This window comes from Pseudomonas sp. AC229 (assembly GCF_979254655.1).
The window spans coordinates 96,525-118,161 of sequence record NZ_CEEDHK010000014.1 but is presented as its reverse complement, the minus strand read 5'-3'; the positions used below and the strand labels follow the sequence as shown (position 1 = coordinate 118,161).

The 21,637-nt window shown below is 62.5% G+C and carries 22 protein-coding genes; 6 read left to right on the top strand and 16 right to left on the bottom strand.

The features are described 5' to 3' along the window. Positions 1-102 precede the first annotated feature (102 nt). The 3 genes from AC0IW7_RS19350 (at position 103) to AC0IW7_RS19340 (ending at position 2,117) form a co-directional block, all read left to right on the top strand. The gene (locus AC0IW7_RS19350; protein ID WP_471820186.1) at positions 103-630 is read left to right on the top strand and encodes a hypothetical protein; all 528 of its coding nucleotides are present in this window, start codon (positions 103-105) and stop codon (positions 628-630) included. Positions 631-642: 12 nt separating this feature from the next. Further along, positions 643-1,089 carry a DUF421 domain-containing protein gene (locus AC0IW7_RS19345; RefSeq protein ID WP_471820185.1) on the top strand — a complete coding sequence of 149 codons (447 nt, stop codon included), beginning with the start codon at positions 643-645 and terminating at the stop codon, positions 1,087-1,089. A gap of 170 nt (positions 1,090-1,259) precedes the next feature. Further along, positions 1,260-2,117 (top strand): SDR family oxidoreductase, encoded by an 858-nt coding sequence (locus tag AC0IW7_RS19340; RefSeq protein ID WP_471820183.1) that lies wholly within the window; start codon positions 1,260-1,262, stop codon positions 2,115-2,117. Between the two features lie 49 nt (positions 2,118-2,166). Here AC0IW7_RS19340 and AC0IW7_RS19335 read toward each other — a convergent pair whose 3' ends face one another. The 9 genes from AC0IW7_RS19335 to AC0IW7_RS19295 form a co-directional block, all read right to left on the bottom strand. Then, positions 2,167-2,940 carry an SDR family oxidoreductase gene (locus AC0IW7_RS19335; RefSeq protein ID WP_471820181.1) on the bottom strand — a complete coding sequence of 258 codons (774 nt, stop codon included), beginning with the start codon at positions 2,938-2,940 and terminating at the stop codon, positions 2,167-2,169. Positions 2,941-2,955: 15 nt separating this feature from the next. Then, the gene (locus AC0IW7_RS19330) at positions 2,956-5,316 is read right to left on the bottom strand and encodes a glycosyl hydrolase family 65 domain-containing protein (protein ID WP_471820179.1); all 2,361 of its coding nucleotides are present in this window, start codon (positions 5,314-5,316) and stop codon (positions 2,956-2,958) included. Further along, positions 5,309-6,277, bottom strand: coding sequence for a PfkB family carbohydrate kinase (locus tag AC0IW7_RS19325; RefSeq protein WP_471820177.1), 969 nt, complete (start codon positions 6,275-6,277; stop codon positions 5,309-5,311). Before AC0IW7_RS19325 ends, AC0IW7_RS19330 begins: the two co-directional genes overlap by 8 nt. A gap of 91 nt (positions 6,278-6,368) precedes the next feature. Next, positions 6,369-7,172: an exodeoxyribonuclease III gene (locus AC0IW7_RS19320; RefSeq protein ID WP_471820175.1), complete on the bottom strand. Its 804-nt coding sequence runs from the start codon at positions 7,170-7,172 to the stop codon at positions 6,369-6,371. Between the two features lie 24 nt (positions 7,173-7,196). Beyond that, the gene (locus tag AC0IW7_RS19315; protein ID WP_471820173.1) at positions 7,197-8,363 is read right to left on the bottom strand and encodes a zinc-dependent alcohol dehydrogenase; all 1,167 of its coding nucleotides are present in this window, start codon (positions 8,361-8,363) and stop codon (positions 7,197-7,199) included. An 85-nt stretch (positions 8,364-8,448) separates the two neighbouring features. After that, a complete protein-coding gene (locus AC0IW7_RS19310; RefSeq protein ID WP_122450971.1) occupies positions 8,449-8,805 on the bottom strand; it encodes a DUF3509 domain-containing protein in 357 nt (118 codons plus the stop codon). 215 nt (positions 8,806-9,020) lie between these two features. Further along, entirely contained in the window at positions 9,021-9,236 is a 216-nt protein-coding gene (locus tag AC0IW7_RS19305; protein ID WP_471820171.1) for a hypothetical protein, read from the bottom strand. 158 nt (positions 9,237-9,394) lie between these two features. Beyond that, the gene (locus AC0IW7_RS19300; RefSeq protein WP_122495801.1) at positions 9,395-9,598 is read right to left on the bottom strand and encodes a hypothetical protein; all 204 of its coding nucleotides are present in this window, start codon (positions 9,596-9,598) and stop codon (positions 9,395-9,397) included. 130 nt (positions 9,599-9,728) lie between these two features. Next, positions 9,729-10,127, bottom strand: a complete 399-nt coding sequence (locus tag AC0IW7_RS19295; protein WP_471820169.1) for a RidA family protein — start codon at positions 10,125-10,127, stop codon at positions 9,729-9,731. Positions 10,128-10,250: 123 nt separating this feature from the next. Here AC0IW7_RS19295 and AC0IW7_RS19290 point away from each other — a divergent pair, with 123 nt between their 5' ends. Beyond that, positions 10,251-11,162, top strand: coding sequence for a LysR family transcriptional regulator (locus tag AC0IW7_RS19290; RefSeq protein WP_471820167.1), 912 nt, complete (start codon positions 10,251-10,253; stop codon positions 11,160-11,162). 177 nt (positions 11,163-11,339) lie between these two features. Continuing rightward, on the top strand, positions 11,340-12,971 hold the full coding sequence (locus AC0IW7_RS19285; protein ID WP_471820165.1) for a methyl-accepting chemotaxis protein: 1,632 nt from the start codon (positions 11,340-11,342) through the stop codon (positions 12,969-12,971). Between the two features lie 43 nt (positions 12,972-13,014). Here the strand turns inward: AC0IW7_RS19285 and AC0IW7_RS19280 are convergent, their stop codons facing one another. Together AC0IW7_RS19280 and AC0IW7_RS19275 are read right to left on the bottom strand one after the other, a co-directional pair. Next, positions 13,015-14,598, bottom strand: coding sequence for a rhodanese-related sulfurtransferase (locus AC0IW7_RS19280; RefSeq protein WP_471820163.1), 1,584 nt, complete (start codon positions 14,596-14,598; stop codon positions 13,015-13,017). Then, positions 14,595-15,203, bottom strand: coding sequence for a cysteine dioxygenase family protein (locus tag AC0IW7_RS19275; protein WP_471820161.1), 609 nt, complete (start codon positions 15,201-15,203; stop codon positions 14,595-14,597). The genes AC0IW7_RS19280 and AC0IW7_RS19275 overlap by 4 nt, the downstream gene beginning before the upstream one ends. Before the next feature lie 108 nt (positions 15,204-15,311). On the opposite strand from AC0IW7_RS19275, the gene AC0IW7_RS19270 reads away from it, so the two are divergent. Next, positions 15,312-16,202, top strand: a complete 891-nt coding sequence (locus AC0IW7_RS19270; protein WP_122495813.1) for a LysR family transcriptional regulator — start codon at positions 15,312-15,314, stop codon at positions 16,200-16,202. Positions 16,203-16,314: 112 nt separating this feature from the next. Here AC0IW7_RS19270 and AC0IW7_RS19265 read toward each other — a convergent pair whose 3' ends face one another. From AC0IW7_RS19265 to glgX, 5 genes are read right to left on the bottom strand one after another with little or no spacing between them, the layout of a single operon-like run. Beyond that, complete coding sequence (locus tag AC0IW7_RS19265) at positions 16,315-16,980, bottom strand: glycosyltransferase family 2 protein (RefSeq protein WP_471820158.1); 666 nt, start codon at positions 16,978-16,980, stop codon at positions 16,315-16,317. After that, on the bottom strand, positions 16,977-17,588 hold the full coding sequence (locus tag AC0IW7_RS19260) for a class I SAM-dependent DNA methyltransferase (RefSeq protein ID WP_471820156.1): 612 nt from the start codon (positions 17,586-17,588) through the stop codon (positions 16,977-16,979). Before AC0IW7_RS19260 ends, AC0IW7_RS19265 begins: the two co-directional genes overlap by 4 nt. Positions 17,589-17,598: 10 nt before the next feature. Further along, positions 17,599-18,363, bottom strand: a complete 765-nt coding sequence (locus AC0IW7_RS19255) for a PIG-L deacetylase family protein (RefSeq protein ID WP_471820154.1) — start codon at positions 18,361-18,363, stop codon at positions 17,599-17,601. Beyond that, on the bottom strand, positions 18,360-19,397 hold the full coding sequence (locus AC0IW7_RS19250; RefSeq protein WP_471820152.1) for an acyl-CoA dehydrogenase: 1,038 nt from the start codon (positions 19,395-19,397) through the stop codon (positions 18,360-18,362). Before AC0IW7_RS19250 ends, AC0IW7_RS19255 begins: the two co-directional genes overlap by 4 nt. Before the next feature lie 26 nt (positions 19,398-19,423). Then, positions 19,424-21,589 (bottom strand): glycogen debranching protein GlgX, encoded by a 2,166-nt coding sequence (gene glgX, locus AC0IW7_RS19245; RefSeq protein WP_471820150.1) that lies wholly within the window; start codon positions 21,587-21,589, stop codon positions 19,424-19,426. Positions 21,590-21,637 lie beyond the last annotated feature (48 nt).

Sequence of the window (21,637 nt, the reverse complement as noted above, 5' to 3'; positions counted from 1 at the left end):
GGCCGATAGGTTCGCTTGGTTTCAGTGCCGCGCCTCACCGTAGCAAACACCTCGAACCATTGCCGGACCGGCTCAGTCCATTTTTTATGGAGGAGCCGAACCATGGGCATGATCCGGGTAAAACTGACTGAACACGATGCGCGCAGCCGCCTCACGCCGGTGCGCGAAAACATGGCGGTACAGCGGCGCTTGTGGCTGCTCGAACGCCTCGGGCTGGTGGGCATGACCGTGCTGGTGCTGCTGACATTGTTGGGCCTGTTTTCCAAAGGCCTGTTGAGCAGCAGCCAGGCCAGCACGGGCCAGGATCAGCTGGCCGTGAGTTACGAACGCTTTCTGCGCAACGGCGCCACGTCCGTGATTGTTGTCGACCTGCGCGGCGCGCCGAACGCCGACGTGGCGCTGCGTATCGAGGGCGAATTGCTCGACGGCCTGACCGTGGAGAGCATCACGCCACCGGCGAAAAACGCCGCCACTTTCGACAAAACCGGCATGCAGCTGGCGCTTCGCGCCGACGCTGGCGGCCAGGTACGGGTGCACTTGGCCGTGCGCTCTGACGGCGTCGGCGCCTATCGCTCGGTGGTGCGTGGGCCGGGCGGCAGCGTGACGCTCAACCAGTTTATCTACCCCTGATTCGAGGCCTTTATGGACGCTGTCTTACGCGCCGCTGGTATCTACTTTGCGCTGCTGATCATCCTGCGCTTTGCCGGGCGTCGTTCGTTGTCGGAACTGACTATTTTCGATTTCATCTTGCTGCTGATCATCAGCGAAGCCACCCAGCAGGCGCTGCTGGGCGACGACTTTTCCTTCACCAACGCCGCCCTGGTGATCGTCACGCTGGTGACCATCGACGTGGTGTTGTCGCGGCTGAAATACCGCTGGCCGTCGTTTGATGTGTGGATGGAGGGCTCTCCCACCATCGTCGTAGAAAACGGCGTACCGCTACAGAGCCGCCTGCGCGCCATGCACTTGCGTGAGGAAGACATTCTCGAAGCCGCCCGCGAGAAACAGGGGCTGGTGAGCTTGCAGCAGATCAAGTTTGCGATAGTGGAGAAGAACGGCAAGATTTCCATCATTCCAGTGGAGTCTTGAAAAGCATCGCGGCTAATCGGAATGCCGCCCAGCCGCTCCCACAGGAGGCGTGTCCCTGTTAGCTCGGCTAAGCGGCATTCCGATTACCAGGACACACCTCATCGTAAAAGTTGAACGGCCATCGCGCGCCGTCAGTCGACCCTACTCGATCAACTGACTGGAGCGAACCGATGAAAGAGTACCCAACGCCCCCATTCCCTTCGCAAAAACAAGCTGTGCCAGGCAGCCAGACGCGCATGGAGCCGTACCCCGATTGCGGCGAGCAGAGCTACACCGGCCACCATCGGCTGGCGAACAAAATTGCGCTGATTACCGGTGCCGACAGCGGCATCGGCCGCGCCGTCGCCATCGCCTTCGCCCGTGAGGGCGCGGACGTGGCCATCGCTTACCTGGACGAGCACGAAGACGCCAAGGAAACCGCGCGTTGGGTCGAGCAGGCTGGGCGTCAGTGCCTGTTGCTGCCCGGTGATATCGCCGACAAAAACGTGTGCGAACAATTGGTGGCCAAGACGGTGGAAACCTTTGGCCGCATCGACGTGTTGGTCAACAACGCCGCGTTCCAGATGACCCACAGCGACTTGGCCGATATCCCCGATGAAGAGTGGGTGCGCACTTTCGATATCAACATCACGGCGATGTTTCGCATCTGCAAAGCGGCCGTGCCGCACATGGCGCCAGGCAGCTCGATCATCAACACCAGCTCGGTCAATTCCGACACACCGAAGCCGACCTTGCTCGCCTATGCCACCACCAAAGGCGCCATCGCCAACTTCACTGCTGGCCTGGCGCAGCTGTTGGGCGAGAAGGGTATTCGCGTGAATTCGGTGGCGCCGGGGCCGATCTGGACGCCGTTGATTGTCTCGACCATGACCGAAGAAGACATCACCAGTTTCGGCTCGCAAACACCGCTGGGCCGTCCGGGGCAGCCCGTGGAAGTGGCGCCGATTTATGTGCTGTTGGCCTCGGATGAAGGCAGTTACATCTCCGGCACGCGCTATGGCATAACGGGCGGTAAGCCAATTTTGTAACGCTGGCTCGTTGGGCTTCGTTTCAAGCGAAGCCCAGCGCTCCCGCTGATTACGCCCCCTGTCCCCAATTCATTTCTAAGCCGCCATCCACGACGAAATTCTGCCCGGTGATATACGCCGAATCCGGGCCGATCAGAAACAACGCCATCTCGGCGATTTCCTCCGGGCGGCCGGGACGTTTGAAGGGAATATTCGGCAGCTCTTTGGCGCGGGTTTGCGGGTCTTCCAGGCGTTTGTGGGTCATCGGCGTGTCGATCATGCCGGGCGCCACGGCGTTCACGTTGATGCCCATCGGTGCCAGTTCCAGCGCCAGGCTGCGGGTCATTGTCAGCAGGCCGCCTTTGGCGGCGCCATAGGGCACGTTGCCGGGGCTGGGGATGGAATCGTGCACCGAGGTGATGTTGAGGATTTTCCCGCCACCACCGGCTTTGTCCCGCAGACGGACAAATTCGCGGCTGCACAGGAACGGCCCGCGCAGGTCGGTGCGGATGGTTTTATCGAAGTCCTCGGCGGTCAGCTCGATAAAGGCTTTGCTCATGCCAATGCCAGCGTTGTTGACCAAAACGGTCGGCGTGCCGAGCTCGGCGGTGACGGCGTTGAACAGCTCTACCACGCTGCTTTCATCGCCGACATCCACCTGGCGCATCAGCGCACGATTGCCGCGTCGTTTCACCTCGTCAAGGGTCGACTGCGCGCCTTCTTGGTCGCTGTGGTAGGTGATCACCACATCAGCGCCTTCTCTTGCGAAGGCCAGGGCCATGGCGCGGCCCATGCCCGAGTCCGAGCCGGTGACGATAACGATTTGTCCGCTCAGTGTGTTCATTAGCCAATCCTCTTTTCAGTGCGCCGCTGGCGCGTGGCAGTCCAGACGCAGCACCGCGCCGGGGGTCAGCGTTTCGCTACCGCCGGGGTGACAGACGTCCAATGGCTCGGCGTTTTCCGCCAGGTGCAGGCTCAGCACCTTGTCGCGCAGTTGCACGCGCAGGTAGCGGCCTTGAAAGGTGAAGCCCATGTGCACGCCGTCGAGCGCGGGCGGCACGGCGGGGAATATGCGCAGGCATTCGGCGGTCGGGTGCAGGCCCAGGTAATGACGCTGCAACACATCCAGCGAACCGGCCATGGCGCCCAAGTGCACGCCTTCAAGGGTGCCGCTGTCGGCTGGCGCGTCGAGGTCGGTGCGCAGGCAATCGCACCAACTGTCCCACGAGGCTTGCGGGTTCAAGTGAGCCAGCGCGCCGGCGCACACCAGTTTCGACAGGCTCGATTCGTGGCTCAGTCGCGCCAGGTGGTAGTCGGCGGTGCGGCGCATGGCGGGCACGTCGAAGTGATAGCCAAGGCGCTCACACAGCTCGCTCAGCTCGGCTGGCGGGAATAGATGGAACAAGGCGAGCACGTCCGCCTGCTTGCTGACTTGGTAGCACTCGCAGCAGTCGTTGCGGGCTTCGAGCATCCAGTCCAGACGCGGGTGCTCGGTGGTCATCCATTCCCTCGGCACCGGTTGCAGGTGCTCGTAGCCGTCGAACTGGTTGAGCACGCCGTCGGGTAGAAAGGGCAGATACATCCGTGAACCGATATGCCGCCAATGCGCCACTTCGCTGTCTTTGAGCTGAAGGCGGCTGCGCAATGTTGCTTCCAGGTCGGCTGGCAGACAGTGCAATAAATCCACGGCCCGGTGCAGCACCCAGGCAGCCATGAGGTTGGTGTAAGCGTTGTTGTTCAAACCCGGCTGGCCGGTGTGCGGGTAGCCCGTGTGGTATTCATCGGGACCCATCACACCATTGATGACAAAGCGCTCCAGGGTTTCGTCGTAGCTGACCAGGCTGGCCCAGCAGCGGGCGATCTCCAGCACCATTTCGCCGCCCCAGTCGGCCAAAAACTCTTTCTCGCCGCTGATTTGATAGTGCTGCCAAACGCCGTACACCACGGCAGCACCGATGTGCCGTTGCAGGTAAGTGTGGTCGGCCATCCAGCGTCCCGACAGCGGGTTGTAGTTGAACGGTGGCGTTTGTTCGCGGCCGCTGCGGGCGCTGCGCCAGGGGAACAGGGCGCCTTCTAGGCCGGCTTGGCGCGCGTTTTCGCGGGCGGCATCGAGGCGCCGATAGCGGTAGCGCAACATGCTCAGCGTGATGGCGGGCAGGCGGCTCGAAAGAAACGAATAGGCGAACAATTCGTCCCAGAAAATCTGCCCGAAATAGCCCTCGTGCCAACCCCGGGACGGAAAGCTCTGGTCGCGCTCGGCACTCAGTGGCGAGGCGGCTTGCAGCACATGCCAGGCGCCCAGGCGCAGCGGCGTATCGAGTACGGTGTCGTCGAGCTGCACATCGGCGGCGCGCCAGAGTGTTTCCCAGGCGCGCTGATGCGCTGAGCGCAAGCTGGCGAACGGTGCGGTGGGCAGTTCCGCCGTGCGAGCCGGAATCTCGTCATCCACCAGCACCCGAACGCGTTTTTCCAGGGTGACGCGGGTGCCGGGTTGCTCGATCACGGTGTGCTGGATAAGCCGCTGCGCTTGGAGTTCGCTGCGCCAATTCAGCGGCTCGTCGCTGCGCAGTTGGCAGGCCACCAGCACCTCGCCGATAGCGGAAATTAACCGGGCGCGCACCTGCGCATGGCCATCGGCGCGGTGGCTAAAGGTGCCCGGTCGCAAGCGCGAGCCTTCGTACGGATGACTGCCGCTGACCAGGCTGTTGCTGACGCCGCTGTCTAGCAGCGAACGAACGTGCAACGCCGGCAGCGCTTGGTCGCTGCTGAGCGTCCAGCGCAGCAAGGCCAGCGTCGGCTCGGCCATGCTCACCAGGCGTTCTTCATGCAGCTGAATGTGTCGCTCGCCCAGACGAAAACTTAACGTGCGATTGAGCTGCGCGGCGTTGAGGTCCAGGTGCTGGTGATACGCCTGCGCCTCGCCGTTGAACCACTGTTCGCCGTCCAGTGAAACGCTCAGCCCAAAGGGATCGGGCAGGTTGACCAGCGCTTCCAGGGTTTGCGTTACGCCATTGACCGAACGGGGCGCCGCGTCGTACCAACCGGCACGGTACAGGGCGGCGTAACGCATGCCCGGCGCGCCGCCGAAGGCCGCTTCCGGCGCACTGGCGCGCCAGGTCAGCACGCCGTTGCCAAGGGTGAACAGCGCTTCGCGGCGACGTTCATCGTGGGGGTCGAACCCGGCGAAGGCGAGCATCGCGCCGCCACAGTGGTCAATCATTGAGCAGTTCCCGCGCCTGAAAAAACCGCTGCCCGGCCAGGGCTTCGAGGTGTTCACGGTCGGCGTAGGCTTCCTGCGAGCCATAACCGGTGACGGCCTGTTGCGCGGCGGCCACGGCCCACGCCACGGTTTCCAACGGCGCCAGACCTTCAAGCAAAGTGATGGCCAGCACGGCGGTAAAGGCGTCGCCCGCGCCCGTGCTGTCAACGACCCTGACCTCGCCGGCCGGCACATAAAACACGCGCTGCTCGTGGGCCATGACCGCGCCGCCATCGGCGAGCTTGATGCACGCCAGTTTCACGCCTCGTGCACACAGTTCACGGGCGGCGTGGGCGAGGGCGTCGAGGTCGTTCAGGGTGTCCGCGGGCACGTTCAACAGCGCCGCCACTTCTTCGCAATTGGGCGTGATGGCGGTCAGGCCGTGGAGCAGGGCAGGCGGCACACGGTCGGGGAATGACGGGTCGAGGATTACCGGAATGTGCAGGCGGTGCGCCTGCTGCACCACGTGCTCGACCACCCAAGTGGGCACTTCGCAATCGACCACCAGACACGCAGGCGCCGTCAGCCCATTGAGCGGCTCGAGTGCCACGTCGAGGGCGGCCGGGTCCCATTCATCATTGGCATTGGCGGCCAGCACGATCTGCTTCTTGCCATCGGGCGGCACCACAATCATCGATACGGCGGTCGGTTCTGTATGGGAACGGCTGACGCCGCTCAGCTCGACCCCTGCCGCACGCAGCGGCGCCAACGCTTGTTCGGCCAGATCATCGCTGCCCACCCGGCCCAGTAACACGCTGCGATGACCGAACAGGGCGCCGATGTACGCCGTGTTGGCGGCCTTGCCGCCCGGACGCCGCGCAAAGCCGGTGGCCAGTTGCGTTTCGACGTCGCTCAGGGCGTCGTTCACGCGCAATTGGAAGTCCGCGTTAATGCTGCCCAGCGATACCAACGTGCCTGCCATGGGGTTCTCCGCTGCGGGTGGTAGTGGATTGCTTGCTAAGCAGATGACCTGCCCCGGTTGGCTGGAGTTCGTTGCGTTTCGTCGCGGGTCGTCAGCGCTTGAGCGTGATCCAGGTGGGGGCGTGGTCGCTGGCGTGTTCTTGATCGCGCACCCAGCGGTCGACGTTGGCGTCGACCAAACGCTTGGCCAGCGGCTTGCTCAACAGCAGGTGGTCGATACGCAAACCGCTGTTGCGTTGCCAGTGTTGCCGGAAGTAATCCCAGAAGGTGTAGATCGGCTCATCGGGGTGGCGCTCGCGCAGCGAGTCGGTCCAACCCTGAGCGAGCAGGCGTTGGTAACACTCGCGACTTTCCGGCTGCAGCAACGCGTCCTTGCGCCAGGATTTGGGGTTGTAGATATCGAAGTCGGTGGGCACCACATTGAAGTCGCCGGCCAGCACCACGGGGTGACCGTTGTCGACCAAGCCTTCGGCATGGGTGATCAAACGCTCGAACCACGCCAGCTTGTAGTCGAACTTGGGCCCCGGTTGCGGGTTGCCGTTGGGCAAGTACAAGCAGCCGACCACCACGCCATGAGCCGCCGCTTCCAGGTAACGGCTCTGGGTGTCGTCCGGGTCGCCGGGCAGCTCGTTGCGGATTTCCAACGGCTCCATGCCCTTGGCCAGAATCGCCACGCCGTTCCAGGCGGGCTGGCCTTTCCAGATCACGCCGTAACCGGCTTCGCGTATCGCGCTGGCGGGAAACTTTTGCTGCGCGGCTTTCAGCTCTTGCAAGCAAACGATGTCGGGCGCCTCGCGCTGCAGCCAGGCCAGCAATGCCGACAGGCGTGTGTTGATGCCGTTGACGTTGAAGGTGGCGATGCGCAGCGTGTCGGCGGCGGCGGATTTCTTGGCCATAAGGTCTCGTTTTTACCCGGTGGATCAGGGCCGCAAAATCACCTTGCGGCATTCGTCGTCGGCTTTGTCGAAGATCTTGTAGCCCTCGGCCGCATCGGACAGGTTCATGCGGTGGCTGATGATGATTTCCGGGTGCAGCTCGCCGCGTTGAATGTGTTCGAGCAGCGTCGGCAGGGTGCCATGCACATGGGTCTGGCCCATTTTGAAGGTGAGCCCTTTGTCGAAGGCATCGCCAAACAGGAAACCGTGAATAAAGCCGGCATATACGCCCGGCACACTCACCGTGCCGCCACGGCGAACAGCGGCGATGCATTGACGTAACGCCTTGCCGCTGCTGCCTTCTATTTTCAGGGTGGAGAGCACGGTTTCGGTGGTGCTGCCCTTGGCTTCGAAGCCCACGGCGTCGATCACTGCGTCCACGCCACGGTGGCCGGCCGTTTGCTCGATGATGGCGGCCGCCGGGTCGTCGACGTCGCGGAAGTTGATGGGTATCGCGCCGTAGGTGCGCATGGCGTAGTCGAGGCGATAGGGGTGCTGGTCGACAATGAAAATCTGCTCGGCGCCGAGCAGTCGCGCGCAAGCCGCCGACATCAAACCGACCGGCCCGGCGCCGTAAATGGCGACGCTGCTGCCCGGTTTTATGCCCGCGTTTACGGCGGCCTGGTAGCCGGTGGGCAGAATGTCGGTGAGGAACAGCACGCGCTCGTCGTCGAGTTCATCCGGCACTTTGAACGGCCCGGCGTTGGCCTTCGGCACGCGCACCAGTTCGGCCTGACCGCCCGGCATGCCGCCATACAAATGGCTGTAGCCGAACAACGCCGCGCCCGAGGGAATCTGCTTTTTATTGAGGATGGCGCCACGGTCCGGGTTGGTGGTTTCGCAGGCCGCGTGCAGGTTCATTTCGCAGAAGAAGCAGCTGCCGCAGGCAATAACAAACGGCACGATCACGCGGTCGCCTTTGGCCACGGCGGTCACCGCGCTGCCAACTTCTTCGACGATGCCCATGAACTCATGGCCAAAAATATCGCCGTGTTTAACGGCCGGAATCTTGCCGCGATACAGGTGCAAGTCTGAGCCGCAGATGGCCGTGGCGGTCACCCGCAGAATGATGTCGTCCGGCTCTTGAATAACCGGGTCGGGTACGTTGTCGACCTTGACGTTATGGCTTCCATGATAGGTCAGTGCGCGCATGGGAAAGGTCTCCTGATGCTGGGCAAAAAAAATCCCGGCGCCTTACGGAGCCGGGCAAGTCTATCGCTGAGGGAAATCGTGCTGCTTAAGCCGACATGGCCGCATTGAGATGCGGACGCATGTGAGCCAATGGACGCTGGGACAGGCGCTTGGCCTTGGTGACGTGGATCGGGCCTTCATAGGTGGGCAGGCGTTGCCACACCCAGTGAGCGCCGGCACCTTTCCAGCACAGCTCGCCAGAGGCCAGCTTCATGTCGCGCTGGATGTCGCGCACCACGTCTTTGATTTTGGCTTCGTTGAATACCGCTTCGCTGGCAATCACCTTGGTGATCTGTTGCTCGCCGCACTGCAAATTCAGCAGCAGCGTACCGTCCGGGCGAGGGGTCACGGCCACTTGTTGGTCTGGGAAGGATTGGAAGAGGTAGTTGATCGCCAGTTGCATTGTTTGTGCTCTCCGATTTTTGTTTGAGATGCAAACAAGAGAGCAGGCGCCGTGCCAATCTTTATCTGGGTGGTAATTCTATAAAAATCAATTAGTTAGCGTTCGCTGATATCACCGTAGTATTTGCAGACTGCATGGTTAGGCGGGTGCCTGGTTGCAAACTGCAAGTTCAATATCAGCCCGCAGCGCCCGTTGCAGGCGCTGCGGCGCCGCAGTCAGGCGCGTTTCAGGCCTTCGCTGGCAATTTCGTGGCGGGCAGCCTGGAGCAATTCGGCGTCGACGTTCAGACGGTGAATGACGTTGAGCAACTGCTGTTTAAGCAATTGATCGTTGCTCGCCTCGGCGGCCCGCATCATGGCGATGGCGGCGGTTTGGTTGTTGGCGGCAACGTGGTCGAGGGTTTTGCACAGGTTACGGATGCTGCGATTCACAAGCCTTACTCCTGAATTCGAGGCTGCACTGTAGGGCGGCGATGTTGCGATTTGATGGCTGGCCGACGACGGTTTTGCGCCGTTATCCGCCAGCTGTTGCCTCATTGACCCAGGCGCTTGAGCTTTGGTTGCAAGAATAAATCGCCGCTGTGCTTGCCTTACTGCGCGGCCTCGCCAAGCCCGGCATAAGTGGACAACAGCACCTCGCCCAAAAGCGGATGCGGCGCTTCTACGCGTTCTTTGAGTTTGTCGGCGAAGTGCATGGCCGAATCCTGGTCGGAAAAGGAAATGGCCATGTTGCCGGTGGTGACCATCCAGGTTTCACGGTTAGCGGTCGTCTGCTTTTGTACTGCGATGTCCATGTTCGCCTCCTGCGGCTGGGTTTCAGCCGGTCAAAAAAAATGCCAACCCAGGGTCGGCAAATTATCGAGCACACACGCAATAAGCTGCGTGGAAGTAGGGTGAACCGGCTTTATGACGACTTGATGATGCTCAGGCGCCGTTCGGCAGTTTGGCGATGACTTTGATTTCAAAGTCGAAACCGTACAGCCAGGTAACGCCCACGCAGGTGATGTTGGGGAACGGCGCTTCGCCCCAGAACTCGGGCACCACGGTCCAAATGGCTTCGAATTTTTCCTGTGGGTCGACGATGAACACCGTTACGTCCACTACATCATCAAAGGTGCAGTCGGCTGCGGCGAGCACCGCGTTGAGGTTACGAAAGGCGGTGTGCACCTGGGTGAGCAGGTCCGGTTCCGGTGAGCCGTCTTCGCGGCTGCCGACCTGGCCGGAAACGAACAGAAAACCGTTGGAGCGAACGGCCGGTGAGTAGCGGTTGATGTCGTACAGCGCCTGGCGGCCTTCGGGGAAAACGACGTCGCGGTTGTTCATGGCAAAGCCTCGTATCAGTGGATGTGAGGCCACTCTAGGTCTTGGCCTGCAGCCAATAAACGCGCAACCTTGGCCAGCACTGTTTGTGCTTTCCAAACAATCAAGCTGCCAAGGAACCCGCCCATGGACCGTTTCGACGCAATGCTGGCCTTCTCCCGTGTGGTGGAGGCGGGCAGTTTCACCAAGGCCGCCGACACCTTGCACATGAGCAAAACCACGGTGACTCAGCTTATTCAGCAGTTGGAAGCCCGGCTGCGGGTCAAGCTGCTGAACCGCACCACGCGCAAGCTCAACCTCACCGCCGATGGCGCCGTGTATTACGAGCGCGTGGTGCGCTTGCTGGGCGAGCTGGACGATGCCGAAACCAGTCTGTCGAGTGCCGCCACGGCGCCGCGCGGCCGGTTGCGGGTTGATGTGCCCAGTCCGCTGGCGACCACCTTGCTGATACCGGCGTTGCCTGAGTTTTACGCGCGCTATCCGGATATTCAGATTGATATGGGCGTGAGCGACCGCATGATCGACCTGATTGGCGAGAAGGTGGATTGCGTGGTGCGCGGCGGCGAGTTGCTTGACCAATCGCTGATGGCGCGCAAGGTCGGCGATTTGCAGTTGGGCGTGTACGCCGCGCCGGACTATCTGCGGCGCTTCGGCACCCCGGCTCACCCGCGCGACCTGGAAGAGTCGGCGCACCGCGTGGTCGGCTACCTGTGGGCGCGAACTGGCAAAACCTTGCCGTACACCTTGCGCAAGGCAGACGACGCCGTGCATTTGCGTGGCCGTTACGCGCTGGCGGTGGACGATGGCAATGCGTACCTGGCCGCCGGTATTGCCGGCTTGGGCATGTTGTGGCTGCCCGCTTATATGGCCACAGCGCCGGTGGCGGCGGGGCAGTTGGTGCCGCTGTTTGAGGACTGGCAGATGGAGCCGATGCCGCTGTACCTGGCGTATCCACCGAACCGGCATGTGAGTTTGAAGCTGCGGGTGTTTATTGAGTGGGTGGTGGAGCTGATGGCGCGGTATGCGCCGGTAAGGTGAAAGGGGCAGCCTGGTTCAGGGGGGGGCTTTGTCGTATCGCCCTACACGGGTGTAATCCGTTTCGCATTAATCCGCAGACCCTTTCTCGAGCCTAATTCAGTCCTGTGCTTCGCACCTATCTGAAGCTGCTTCTTGCTTTCGGTGCGATGTGGTTTCCCACCTCACCGGACGACTTTCATGATGCTTCGACGGATTAACCTCGGCTTTCGCTCAACCCTGTGCTTCGGCCTGTTTTGTGTGGTGATTGCCGGGCTCGGTTTCGCCGCGCTGCGCCAAGCCAGCACGCTGAACAATGTCAGCACCTACTTCCAGATGCAGATCGTGCCGGCCGTTAAGGAGCTGGGTGATCTGGACAGCAATTTTTCCAAAATCAATGCCGCCGACAGCATCTTGCGCAACGCCGTGGAAACCCAGGATTCACGCAAGGCGGCCGCCGCCGAGATTCAGCGCTGGCGCGCCAAGATCGACGCCAACCTCGACCGTATCGCCGCGCTGCCGTTAAGTGCTGATGAGCAGACTGCGCTGGCCACCTTGCGCGCAGCGGTCGTGCTGTTCGACCGCAATCAGGAACAGTATTTGCGCCTGATCGATGCGGGCGACGTGGCTGGCGCTGCCGCTTTCAACGAAGCCACATTGCGTGGCAGCAGCGCCGCGTTTCAAACGCAGATCAAGGACTTCGCCGCAGCCAAAAACGAACTGGCCGCCGCCTACAGTGCCCAGGCCAAGCGCGCCTACGACGACACCTTCGCATGGGTAATCGGCTACAACGTGTTCGCCGTTCTGGTGTGCATCGGCATGGCCTGGCTGTACACCGGCAGCGTGCTCAAGCCAGTGCGCCAAGCGCTGGCCATCGCTGAGCGGATTGCTGACAACGATTTGAGCGGCGCCGTGATTGTCGATGGCAATGACGAAATGGCACGCCTGCTTAAAGCGTTGGCCACCATGCAAAACAACCTGTGCCAGGCACTGGGCAAAATCAGCGATTCCTCCGCGCAACTGGCCGCCACCTCGGAACAGATGCACTGCATCACCGAAGGCGCGTCACAAGGGCTGGAACGCCAGGCGTCGGAAGTGGAACTGGCGGCTACGGCGGTTACGCAAATGAGCGCGGCCATCGAAGAAGTTGCCCGCAACGCCGCCGGTGCGCTGGAAGTGGCTACACAAACCAGCGTGGCGGCCAACCATGGCTGCGAACGTGTGGACGAAACCCTCGCCGCCATCGCGCAGATGGTGGAAAGCGTGCAAGACACCTCAAGCAGCGTCGAAGAACTGGCCGGCGTTGCCACGGATATCAACAAGGTGCTGGCGGTGATCCGCTCGGTCGCTGAGCAAACCAACTTGCTGGCATTGAATGCCGCCATTGAAGCGGCGCGCGCCGGCGAGGCGGGTCGCGGCTTTGCCGTGGTGGCCGATGAAGTGCGGGCGTTGGCACGGCGCACTCAGTCTGCTACCCAGGACATCGAAACCATGGTCACCGGCATCCACACCCGCAGCGGCGCCGCGCTTGAAGCCATGGCGCTGACCAGCGAACAGGCCGGGCGCACGCAAGCGTTGTCGACTGCGGCCGGCGCGGCGCTGGTGCAGATCAACCAGGCGATTGAGCAGATCAACGAGCGCAGCCTGATGATCGCCACCGCTGCCGAGCAGCAAACCCATGTGGCCTATGAGGTGGACCGCAGCCTGATCAGCATCCGCGACCTGGCGTCGCAATCCAATGAAGGCGCGCAGCAAACCACCATTGCCAGCGGCGAGCTTTCGTACCTGGCGGTGGACCTCAGCCAGTTGGTTCGGCAGTTCAAATTTGCCTGATTGGTGTGCCAGGGCGCATTGGTGCCCTGGCTGGTACAGGCCATCAGATCACGAAAAAACCATGGGTGGCGTCGCGTTCCAGCTGCGCCACCAAGCCGTATTCCCAATCCAGATACCCTTGCATCGCCGCCACTGCGTTGTCGGTGCCTTCATAAGGGCGGCGATAGCGGTCAATACGTGGCGAAACCAAGTGGGTTTCGCCTGTCTCCAGCGGCAAGCCGGCTGCAATCCACGCGGCGGTGCCGCCTTCCAATACGCTCACCGGCACGCTCGTTAGGGCTTGCAAATCAGCCGCTGCAAAGCGCGCCAACAAGCTGCTGCCGCACGTCAGCACATAGCGTTGCGCTACCGGCAACCGCTCAAGGGCTTCTTGCAGGTTCGCGCGCAACAGCCAGTAAGCGCCGGGGATGTGGCGTTTGACGTAGTTGGCGCTGCTAGTGAAATCGAGCACTACGGTGCCGGCCGTTTGCTGCCATTGGCTGAGGGTTTGCGCTGTGATGCTAGCCACCGTTGGCAAGGCGGGCAGAGGCGCTTGCCACGGGCCGGTGGCGCTGAATGACTGCACAGGCTGTGGCGCCAGTACCCACGTTTCCCAACCCATTTGCGCCAGCCACGACGCACTCATGGGCGCGCGCACGCCGTCATTGTCGACCAGCACCAGGCGGGCGCCACGCACGCTGGCGACGTGGTCGGTTTCCTGCACCAGTTGGCCGCCTTCAACCCACCGCGTGCCGGGCAAATGCCCAGCTTCGTATTCCTCGGCCGTGCGCACATCGAAAAGGTAAGTGGTGCGGCGCTCGTCGGCTTGCCAGGCGCTTAATTGCTCCAGCGTGGCTTCGCGCACGCCGGCTTGTTCGGCGACCTGACGGGCGCTGTCGCGCGCCGCCGGCAAGTGCGTTGGCGTGTCGAGGTTGAAGCGCCGCGCCTGGCCGTGTTCCAGCGTCTGGCCGGCGAGCGTCCAGCCGATGGTGCCGTTGCGCAGCGCTGCCACCTTGTTGGGAATGCCGGCGTTTACCAGCGACTGGGTGCCAATGATGCTGCGCGTGCGGCCGGCGCAATTGACGATGACTTGGGTGCTGGGATCTGGCGCCAACTCGCGCACCCGCAGCACCAGTTCGGCCCCCGGCACGCTGATGGAGCCGGGAATGTTCATGGTCTGGTATTCGTCGAACCGCCGCGCATCGAGCACCACCACATTGGCCTTTTCGCTTAACAGCGCCTGCACCTCTTCGGCCGCTAACGAGGGCGTGTGTTGACGGCTTTCCACCAGTTCGCCGAAGGCTTTGCTCGGCACGTTAACGTCGCGAAACAGCTCGCCACCGGCCTCGCGCCAACCGCTCAGGCCACCTTGCAGCAACGCCACGTCGCGGTACCCCAGCGCGATTAAACGTTCAGCCGCCCGCTCGGCCAGGCCTTCGCCGTCGTCGTAAACGGTAACCGGCGTATGGCGGTGTGGCACCCGCGCAAATATTTCCACCTCCAACTTGGACAACGGCACATTGGCCGCGAACAGCGGATGGGCTTCGGCGAAGGGCGCTTCTTCACGCACGTCCAGCAGCGCCAATTCCTGGCGGGCGAGCAGGGCGGTGCGAATGTCGGCGTACTGACGTTGGGCAAAGTCACTCATGGCGCAGGGTTCTCTTTGGACAGGTCCCAGATGTTGGGCAAGTGGTCGTTGGCATAACCGGAGATAAACGGCTTTTCGCTGCCGTCAGCGAGGTACACCGCGCGCTTCACTGCGCCGATGTTGCCGCCGTAGACGTGAATGCTGATGGAGGTACGGTCGCTGAACGCGTTGCGCACCTGGTGGATATCGCCGATGCGCGGCGACACAGCGTCCACCTGGCCGGGCGTCAATCGCTGCGCCGGGCCGCTGGGCTGCAAGGCACCGTTGCTGGCGCGGCTGAACCCCTGGGCATCTTCAGCGCCGCGCAACATGCCAATCAGGCCCCAGACGCGGTGGTCATGCACTGGCGTTTCCTGCCCTGGCCCCCAGACAAAGCTGACCACGCTAAAGCGCTGCGCCGAATCGAGGTGCAACAGGTATTGCTGATAACGCTCGGCACTGGGCTGAGCGAAGGCGGCCGGCAGCCAATCGTCGATACTGACCAAGTCACCCAGCAGCTGCGCTCCGCGTTCGATCAACACCTCTTCCTGTGGGCGCGCGTCGAGCAGGTCGGCAAAGCCGCCGATAAACCCCCGCAAGCGAGCAACGTTGCTGTTTTGTGCCATGGTTCCCTCCGCCTGGATTAATCCGTTAGGGATCAAGCTATCCCTCTGCAGGCGAAAGGTATTATTCTTAACTGGTATTTTTCCACTACTTTATTATGTGAAAAAAGAATGAAGATAGACGATATTGATGCCTTCGTGGCCGTCATCCGAAGTCAGTCCATCAGCCAGGCCGCCGAAACCCTGCAACTGACTCAGCCGGCGATTACCCGGCGCGTGCAGAACTTCGAAGACGACCTGGGCGCCAACCTGCTCGACCGCAACACCAAACCGCTGAAGCCGACCTCGCTGGGCATGCGCGTGTATGAGCAGTGCTTGAACGTGCAGCGCGAAATGGGCGCCTTGCGCGAGTTGGTATTAAGCGACGCCGCACCCACCGGCACCCTGCGCCTGGGCGTGCCGCAAACCATCGGCGACGTAGTGCTGCTCGATGCCCTCAGCCAACTGAAAACGCTGTATCCCGACCTGCAGGCGCAAGTCTCGACGGGCTGGGGCAGTCATCTTCTCGGCAAAATCGAGAACGGTGAACTGGACGCCGTGGCCGCGCTGTTTCCCGCCGGCAAAGTGTTCCCGGAAGCGATGGTCGGCCGCTCGCTGGCGCGCATGAACCTGGTGGTAGTCGCGGCCAAAGGCGACGTGCGCAAACGCAGCTACAAACTCGCCGACTGCTACCAACGTGGCTGGGTGCTCAACCCCGACGGCTGCGGCTTTCGCGCCGGCCTGCAACGGGCGCTGAGTGCGGAGGGGCTGTCACTGAAAGTGAACCTGGAAACCTTTGGCACCGAGCTGCAACTGGGCTTGATCGCCAACGGCCTCGGCTACGGTCTGGTGCCGATGCCGCTGCTGGAAAACAGCAGCCACCGCCAGCGCCTGGAAATTGTGCCGGTGAGCGATTTCAAACCCGTGATCGATTTGTGGCTGGTGCACCCGCGGTTCCTCGGCAATTTGCAGGGACCGGTGGCGGAGTTTGGCGAGATGGTGGCTAAGCGGGTGGGGGCTTAGGGGTTGAAGCATGGTTGCAGCAATGGCGACTCAAGCGGATCGCCGCCCGGCCGCTTCCACAGTCGGGAAACCGCCCATTGTCAGGGCGAGCGGGCGGCGGTCCGTTTTTTAGCTAAGCGGCTTGCTGCTCATACGCCAAACCGCGCAAATAATCGGCAAAACCGCCGGCCATGCGTACATCCAACCGTGCGCTGGTGGTCACTTGCGGCAGGGCCGACCAGGCAATGCTCGCGCCGGTCGCTTGGAAGCGGCCGATCAACGCCACATCTTCATTGACTACCAACGGTTCGAAGCCACCGGCGCGGGTGTACGCCAGCGCACTGAAGCCCAGGTTTGCGCCGTGGATGTGCCGATGCCCGTCGCCGTTGTGATAGCGAGCCCGGTACAGCGCTTGGGCCTCGTCGGGGATATCGCCCCAGTCGGCGATCTGCACGGTGCCGCACACCACATCCGTGCCCTGACGCAGTTGCGCAACTAACCAATCTTCGGCCACTTCGCTGTCGGCGTCGGTACACGCCAGCCAGCGGGCGCCTTGGTCGAGCATCAGGCGGATACCTTGCAGGCGCGCCTCGCCGACGTTGCGCGCGTCGACCGCCAGGGTCGCCACGTCGTATTGCAGCGCGATGTGTGCCGAGGCGTCGGTGCAGCTGTCGAGCACCACCAGAACGTGCACGGTCTCGCCGTTCAGCTCCGGGTGCGCGGCGGCGCGTTGCACGGCTTCCAGGCAGTTACCCAGCAGGGCCTCTTCGTTGTGTACCGGGATGATTACTCCAATCATGTTTCTCTCCTGATCAGGCCTTCTTGCTCAGCGACGGAGGCGGGGTTTTCGCACCACACCTCCATCAAAAAATCCGTTTCCTGGTGCCAGACCAGGCGCGGCATGCGCAGCAGTTTGTGCAATTCGTTGTGCACTTCATCGCCGGTGTGCGGGCAACCGTCGATGGGGTGCCGCCAATGGCAGGCGACCAGCGTGCCGCCCGGTGCCAGGGCGTAGCGCATGGTGAAAATCAGTTGGGTGAGGTCGGTGCTGTCGAGGTAGTAACCTAGCTCGCTGAACACGATCAGGTCGAATTTGCCGGGCGGCCATTCCTTGGGCAGTCGGCCCTGCCAGAACTGCACGTTATGGCGCTGCCCGAGCCGGGCCCGGGCGATCTCCAAAGCGGTGGTCGAGGTGTCGCAGCACAGCAGTTGGCCGCTGCGGTTAGCCAGCCGCGCGCTCAGCTCGCCGTTGGCGCAGCCCAGCTCCAACACGCTGCGGTAGCGGTGATGGGGCAGGGCCGAGAGGGTGAGATTGCGTTTGCGCCGTTCATACCAGCGTGTGCGCATGGCCCACGGGTCGGCATCGGCGCGGAAAAGGCCTTCAAAGTAGCTATCCGCCACGCTCATAACGCGCCCCTCAAACAAAGATCAACTCGAACGGCTGCTGCAAGCGCTCCACGGCGCAGGCAGGCAATACGGGTGGCAAGTCAGCCTGCGGGTCGGCGTGAATCTGACTGGCAAAAGCTTGAATGGCGTGGCGTTTTCGCGCCTGCGTCCAGGTGTCCAGATGCAGCTTGCGGGCGCGTTCCCAGGGAATGCGCGCATCCTCGGGATGGGCCCAGTGCCAGGCCCAGATCGGAATTTCCATCACCGGCACGTCGAGGCGTTCAGCAGCCTGCAAACACGCGGCAGCGGTGGCTTCGTGGTCGCTGTGGCCGTCTTCGCGCCAGGTGGTGAACAGCACGTCGGTGGGCAGCAGGTAGCCGAGCAGAAACTGCGTCAGGTCGTGCTGGAACAGCTGCACTTGGGTATCGGGCAACCCGGCATGCAGCCATTTGTATTGGCTTTGGTCCAGGCCGAGGCGGCGCAGCGCCTGTGCGCTTTCCAGTGGGCGGGCGATGCTCAGGCGTTGCGGCGTCCAGTAATGCGAGCCCAGGTTGCTCGCGGTGCCAGCGGTAACGGAAACCAGCAACACCGGAATATGGCGCGCTGCCAACTGTTGCAGCAGACCGCCGCAGCCCAGCACTTCATCGTCCGGGTGTGGCGCGACGATGACCGCACGCGACCCCGTGGGCATCAGTTCGTCGATGCTGACAGGCGCGACATCCGCAAGGCGCCGGGACTGGTTCCAGGCGTGTAAGGGCGTACCGATAAGCTGGCTATTGATCAGGTTGGGCTTCATATCATCCAGCTTCCTTCTGGTTCATCTGCAACCCGCTCACCCTGAGCGGCGAGGTCGCGTTCTGCATGGCTCTGTCTCAGATAGACAGGCAGGTCTGCCAGCAGTTGGGCAAATTTTTCATCCAGACAATATGGCGCTGCGCCAAGCGCTCGGCCCACATGCTCCAGCGCCTGGTTGGCCGCCCACTCGCACAGGCTGCGCAAGCGCCGCGCCAGGTGTTCGGCGTTGGCGTAGGGGTTGTCGTCGACCCACTGCGCGCCGGCTCGCAAGCCGTCGGCAGCGGCGCTAAGCGCGGTGTCCAGCGCGCCCAAGTGCGCCAATGCATGGGGTTCGGCATGGGCGTGGCAATGGCGGCGCAACGCTTCGCCCACGGCCTGGGCCGCGCCAAACCAGCACGCGGCAATACCGGCGCCGCCTTGCCAGAAACCGGGACGCTGCAAATAGGCGCCTGGAGGCCCGATACAATGCCCGCGCGCCTGTTCGAAATTCACCGACACACTGGCGGTGGCCGCCATGCCGACGGCGTGCCAACCCTCGTCCAGCACCGTGACGCCTGGCTGTTGCAGGGAAACGGCGACTAGCTGCTGTTGGCCTTCTTCGTCCCAGCAGGTGAGCAGCGCGTGACTGATTTGCGTAGCGCCGGAGCACCAGGCTTTGAGCCCGTCCAGGCGAACATCCTGGGCGGAGGTGCGCGAGTTGATATGCACTTTGGCCTGCGGCGGTTCTGCGGCCCACATGCCCCAGGTGCTGTCGGCGGGCATGGCGTAGCGCGCGGCTTCGTCCACGCAATCGACCTCGGCCAGAATGGCCAAGGCGTCGGTGTGTCCTTCGTAGAGTTTGCACAGGCTCAGATCAGTCGCCGCTACGCTGGCCAAACCGCGCCAGCGGTGCAACGTGGCGCCGCTGGCGGGATAGGGAAGGCGGTCGAGGCCTTCGTTGACCAACTGTTTGAGCACCTGGCCCGGTTGTCGAACCGGGCAGGTGAGGGCGGCGAGAAACGCCTGCAGGTCGGCGTCGCTGTAGTGACGTTCCATGCGGCGGTCTCCGTTGGGGGCCAGCGTTAAGCGTTGGCGTCGCGCTGCAGCTCGAACAACAACAGTGAACGGCTGGTGACGGTGAACTCGTCGCCAAACTCGAACACTTCGTGGCTGTGGTCGTCGGGACGGTTGCTGTCCAACAAGCACTTCCAGTTCATGCCCTGGGCGACTTCCGGCAGGGTGAAGTTGACCACGTCATGGTGCGAGTTGAGCACCAGCAGCAAGGTAGCGTCTGCGCCTTTGCGGCGAATGCCGGTGGGTTGCGCGCGGCCGTCCATGAGCATGCCCAGGCAGCGGGCATGAGGGTCTTGCCACTGCTCCTCGGTCATCTCGTTGCCGCAGGGCGACAGCCAGGTGACGTCCTTGACCCCGAGTTCCTCGTTGTACTGGCCAACCAGGAAGCGGCCACGACGCAGGATCGGGAAGGCTTTGCGCAGGCTGATGACCCGACGCGTGAACTCCATCAGGCTGCGGCCTTCGTCGTCCAGCTCCCAATCCACCCAGCCGATCTCGTTGTCTTGGCAATACACGTTGTTGTTGCCGCCCTGGGTGCGACTGAACTCATCGCCGGCCACCAGCATTGGTGTGCCTTGGGACAGCAGCAGCGTCGCTAGCATGTTGCGCATCTGGCGCAGGCGCAGGGTACGGATTTCCGGGTCGTCGGTCGGGCCTTCGGCACCGTGGTTCCAGGAGATGTTGTTGTCGCTGCCGTCGCGGTTGTCTTCACCGTTGGCGTCGTTGTGTTTGTGGTCGTAAGACACCACGTCGCGCAGGGTAAAGCCGTCGTGCGCGGTGATGAAATTCACCGAGGCAAACGGGCGGCGGCCGCGTTGGTTGAACAGGTCGCCGGACGCTGTCAGGCGGCTTGCCAGTTCGGCGACCTGGCCTTCATCGCCGCGCCAGAACGCGCGCACATTGTCACGGAAGCGGTCGTTCCATTCGGCCCAGCCCGGCGGGAAGCCGCCGACCTGATACCCGCCGGGGCCGCAGTCCCACGGCTCGGCGATGAGTTTGGTTTTGCTCAGCACCGGGTCCTGGCGGCAGGCGACGAGGAAGCTGTGGCGCTCGTCAAAACCGTCCGCGTAGCGGCCGAGAATAGTTGCCAGGTCGAAGCGGAAACCGTCCACGCGCATTTCCGTGGCCCAATAGCGCAGCGAGTCCGTGACCATTTGCAGCACGCACGGGTGGCTCAGGTCCAGCGTGTTGCCGGTGCCGGAATCGTTGATGTAATGGCGTTTATCGCTGGGCAGCAGGCGGTAGTAACTGGCGTTGTCGATGCCGCGCATGCTCAGGGTCGGGCCCATCTCGTTGCCCTCGGCGGTGTGGTTGTAAACTACGTCGAGCAGCACTTCCAAACCCGCGTCGTGCAGGTGGGCAACCATCTCTTTGAATTCGTTGATATGCCCGCTCGCCGAGTAGCCGGCATGGGGCGCAAAGAAGGCGATGGTGTTGTAGCCCCAATAGTTGTTCATGCCTTTTTCGAGCAGGTGTTTGTCGTCGACAAAACCGTGCACCGGCAGCAGCTCGATGGTGGAAACGCCGAGCTTTTTGATGTGCTGCAGCAGGTCCGGGTTCATCAGCCCGGCGTAAGTGCCACGCAGGTTTTCGGCCACGGCGGGGTGGCGCATGCTGGTGCCGCGCACGTGGGCTTCGTAAATGATGGTGCTGTCCCACGGCACGCGCACATGCGGGCGCTCGCCCCAGGTGAAGGCCGGGTCGATCACCTTGCTTTTCGGCACGAATTTCGCGCTGTCGCGCTTATCGAAACTGAGGTCGGCATCTTTGTGGCCGATGGTGTAGCCGAACAGCGCTTCGGACCATTTCAGCTTGCCGACCAGCTGTTTAGCGTAGGGGTCGATCAGCAGTTTATTGGGGTTGAAACGGTGCCCGGCCGAGGGCTCATACGGACCGTACACACGGTAGCCGTAGATTTGCCCAGGGTGCGCGTCGGGCAGGTAGCCGTGCCAGATTTCGTCGGTGTATTCGGGCAGCACGATGCGTTCAAGCTCGGTTTCACCGGTGCTGTCGAACAGGCACAACTCCACTTTCGTGGCATGGGCGGAGAACAGCGCAAAGTTGACGCCGAGGCCATCCCAGGTTGCGCCCAGGGGGAACGGATGGCCTTCAGAAATGCGCGATTGCCGCACGACTTGCGGCGCCCCAGTGGGCGATTTATGCGGCTTGGTCATTGGTGACGATTCCTTCGATTCAACATTGAATTCCGATAACGATCACTT

Bases quoted from the DNA above. Each gene is read 5' to 3' on its own strand.
- AC0IW7_RS19350 (WP_471820186.1), top strand. From the start codon at position 103: ATGGGCATGATCCGGGTAAAACTGACTGAACACGATGCGCGCAGCCGC.
- AC0IW7_RS19345 (WP_471820185.1), top strand. From the start codon at position 643: ATGGACGCTGTCTTACGCGCCGCTGGTATCTACTTTGCGCTGCTGATC.
- AC0IW7_RS19340 (WP_471820183.1), top strand. From the start codon at position 1,260: ATGAAAGAGTACCCAACGCCCCCATTCCCTTCGCAAAAACAAGCTGTG.
- AC0IW7_RS19335 (WP_471820181.1), bottom strand. From the start codon at position 2,940: ATGAACACACTGAGCGGACAAATCGTTATCGTCACCGGCTCGGACTCG.
- AC0IW7_RS19330 (WP_471820179.1), bottom strand. From the start codon at position 5,316: ATGATTGACCACTGTGGCGGCGCGATGCTCGCCTTCGCCGGGTTCGAC.
- AC0IW7_RS19325 (WP_471820177.1), bottom strand. From the start codon at position 6,277: ATGGCAGGCACGTTGGTATCGCTGGGCAGCATTAACGCGGACTTCCAA.
- AC0IW7_RS19320 (WP_471820175.1), bottom strand. From the start codon at position 7,172: ATGGCCAAGAAATCCGCCGCCGCCGACACGCTGCGCATCGCCACCTTC.
- AC0IW7_RS19315 (WP_471820173.1), bottom strand. From the start codon at position 8,363: ATGCGCGCACTGACCTATCATGGAAGCCATAACGTCAAGGTCGACAAC.
- AC0IW7_RS19310 (WP_122450971.1), bottom strand. From the start codon at position 8,805: ATGCAACTGGCGATCAACTACCTCTTCCAATCCTTCCCAGACCAACAA.
- AC0IW7_RS19300 (WP_122495801.1), bottom strand. From the start codon at position 9,598: ATGGACATCGCAGTACAAAAGCAGACGACCGCTAACCGTGAAACCTGG.
- AC0IW7_RS19295 (WP_471820169.1), bottom strand. From the start codon at position 10,127: ATGAACAACCGCGACGTCGTTTTCCCCGAAGGCCGCCAGGCGCTGTAC.
- AC0IW7_RS19290 (WP_471820167.1), top strand. From the start codon at position 10,251: ATGGACCGTTTCGACGCAATGCTGGCCTTCTCCCGTGTGGTGGAGGCG.
- AC0IW7_RS19285 (WP_471820165.1), top strand. From the start codon at position 11,340: ATGATGCTTCGACGGATTAACCTCGGCTTTCGCTCAACCCTGTGCTTC.
- AC0IW7_RS19280 (WP_471820163.1), bottom strand. From the start codon at position 14,598: ATGAGTGACTTTGCCCAACGTCAGTACGCCGACATTCGCACCGCCCTG.
- AC0IW7_RS19275 (WP_471820161.1), bottom strand. From the start codon at position 15,203: ATGGCACAAAACAGCAACGTTGCTCGCTTGCGGGGGTTTATCGGCGGC.
- AC0IW7_RS19270 (WP_122495813.1), top strand. From the start codon at position 15,312: ATGAAGATAGACGATATTGATGCCTTCGTGGCCGTCATCCGAAGTCAG.
- AC0IW7_RS19265 (WP_471820158.1), bottom strand. From the start codon at position 16,980: ATGATTGGAGTAATCATCCCGGTACACAACGAAGAGGCCCTGCTGGGT.
- AC0IW7_RS19260 (WP_471820156.1), bottom strand. From the start codon at position 17,588: ATGAGCGTGGCGGATAGCTACTTTGAAGGCCTTTTCCGCGCCGATGCC.
- AC0IW7_RS19255 (WP_471820154.1), bottom strand. From the start codon at position 18,363: ATGAAGCCCAACCTGATCAATAGCCAGCTTATCGGTACGCCCTTACAC.
- AC0IW7_RS19250 (WP_471820152.1), bottom strand. From the start codon at position 19,397: ATGGAACGTCACTACAGCGACGCCGACCTGCAGGCGTTTCTCGCCGCC.
- glgX (WP_471820150.1), bottom strand. From the start codon at position 21,589: ATGACCAAGCCGCATAAATCGCCCACTGGGGCGCCGCAAGTCGTGCGG.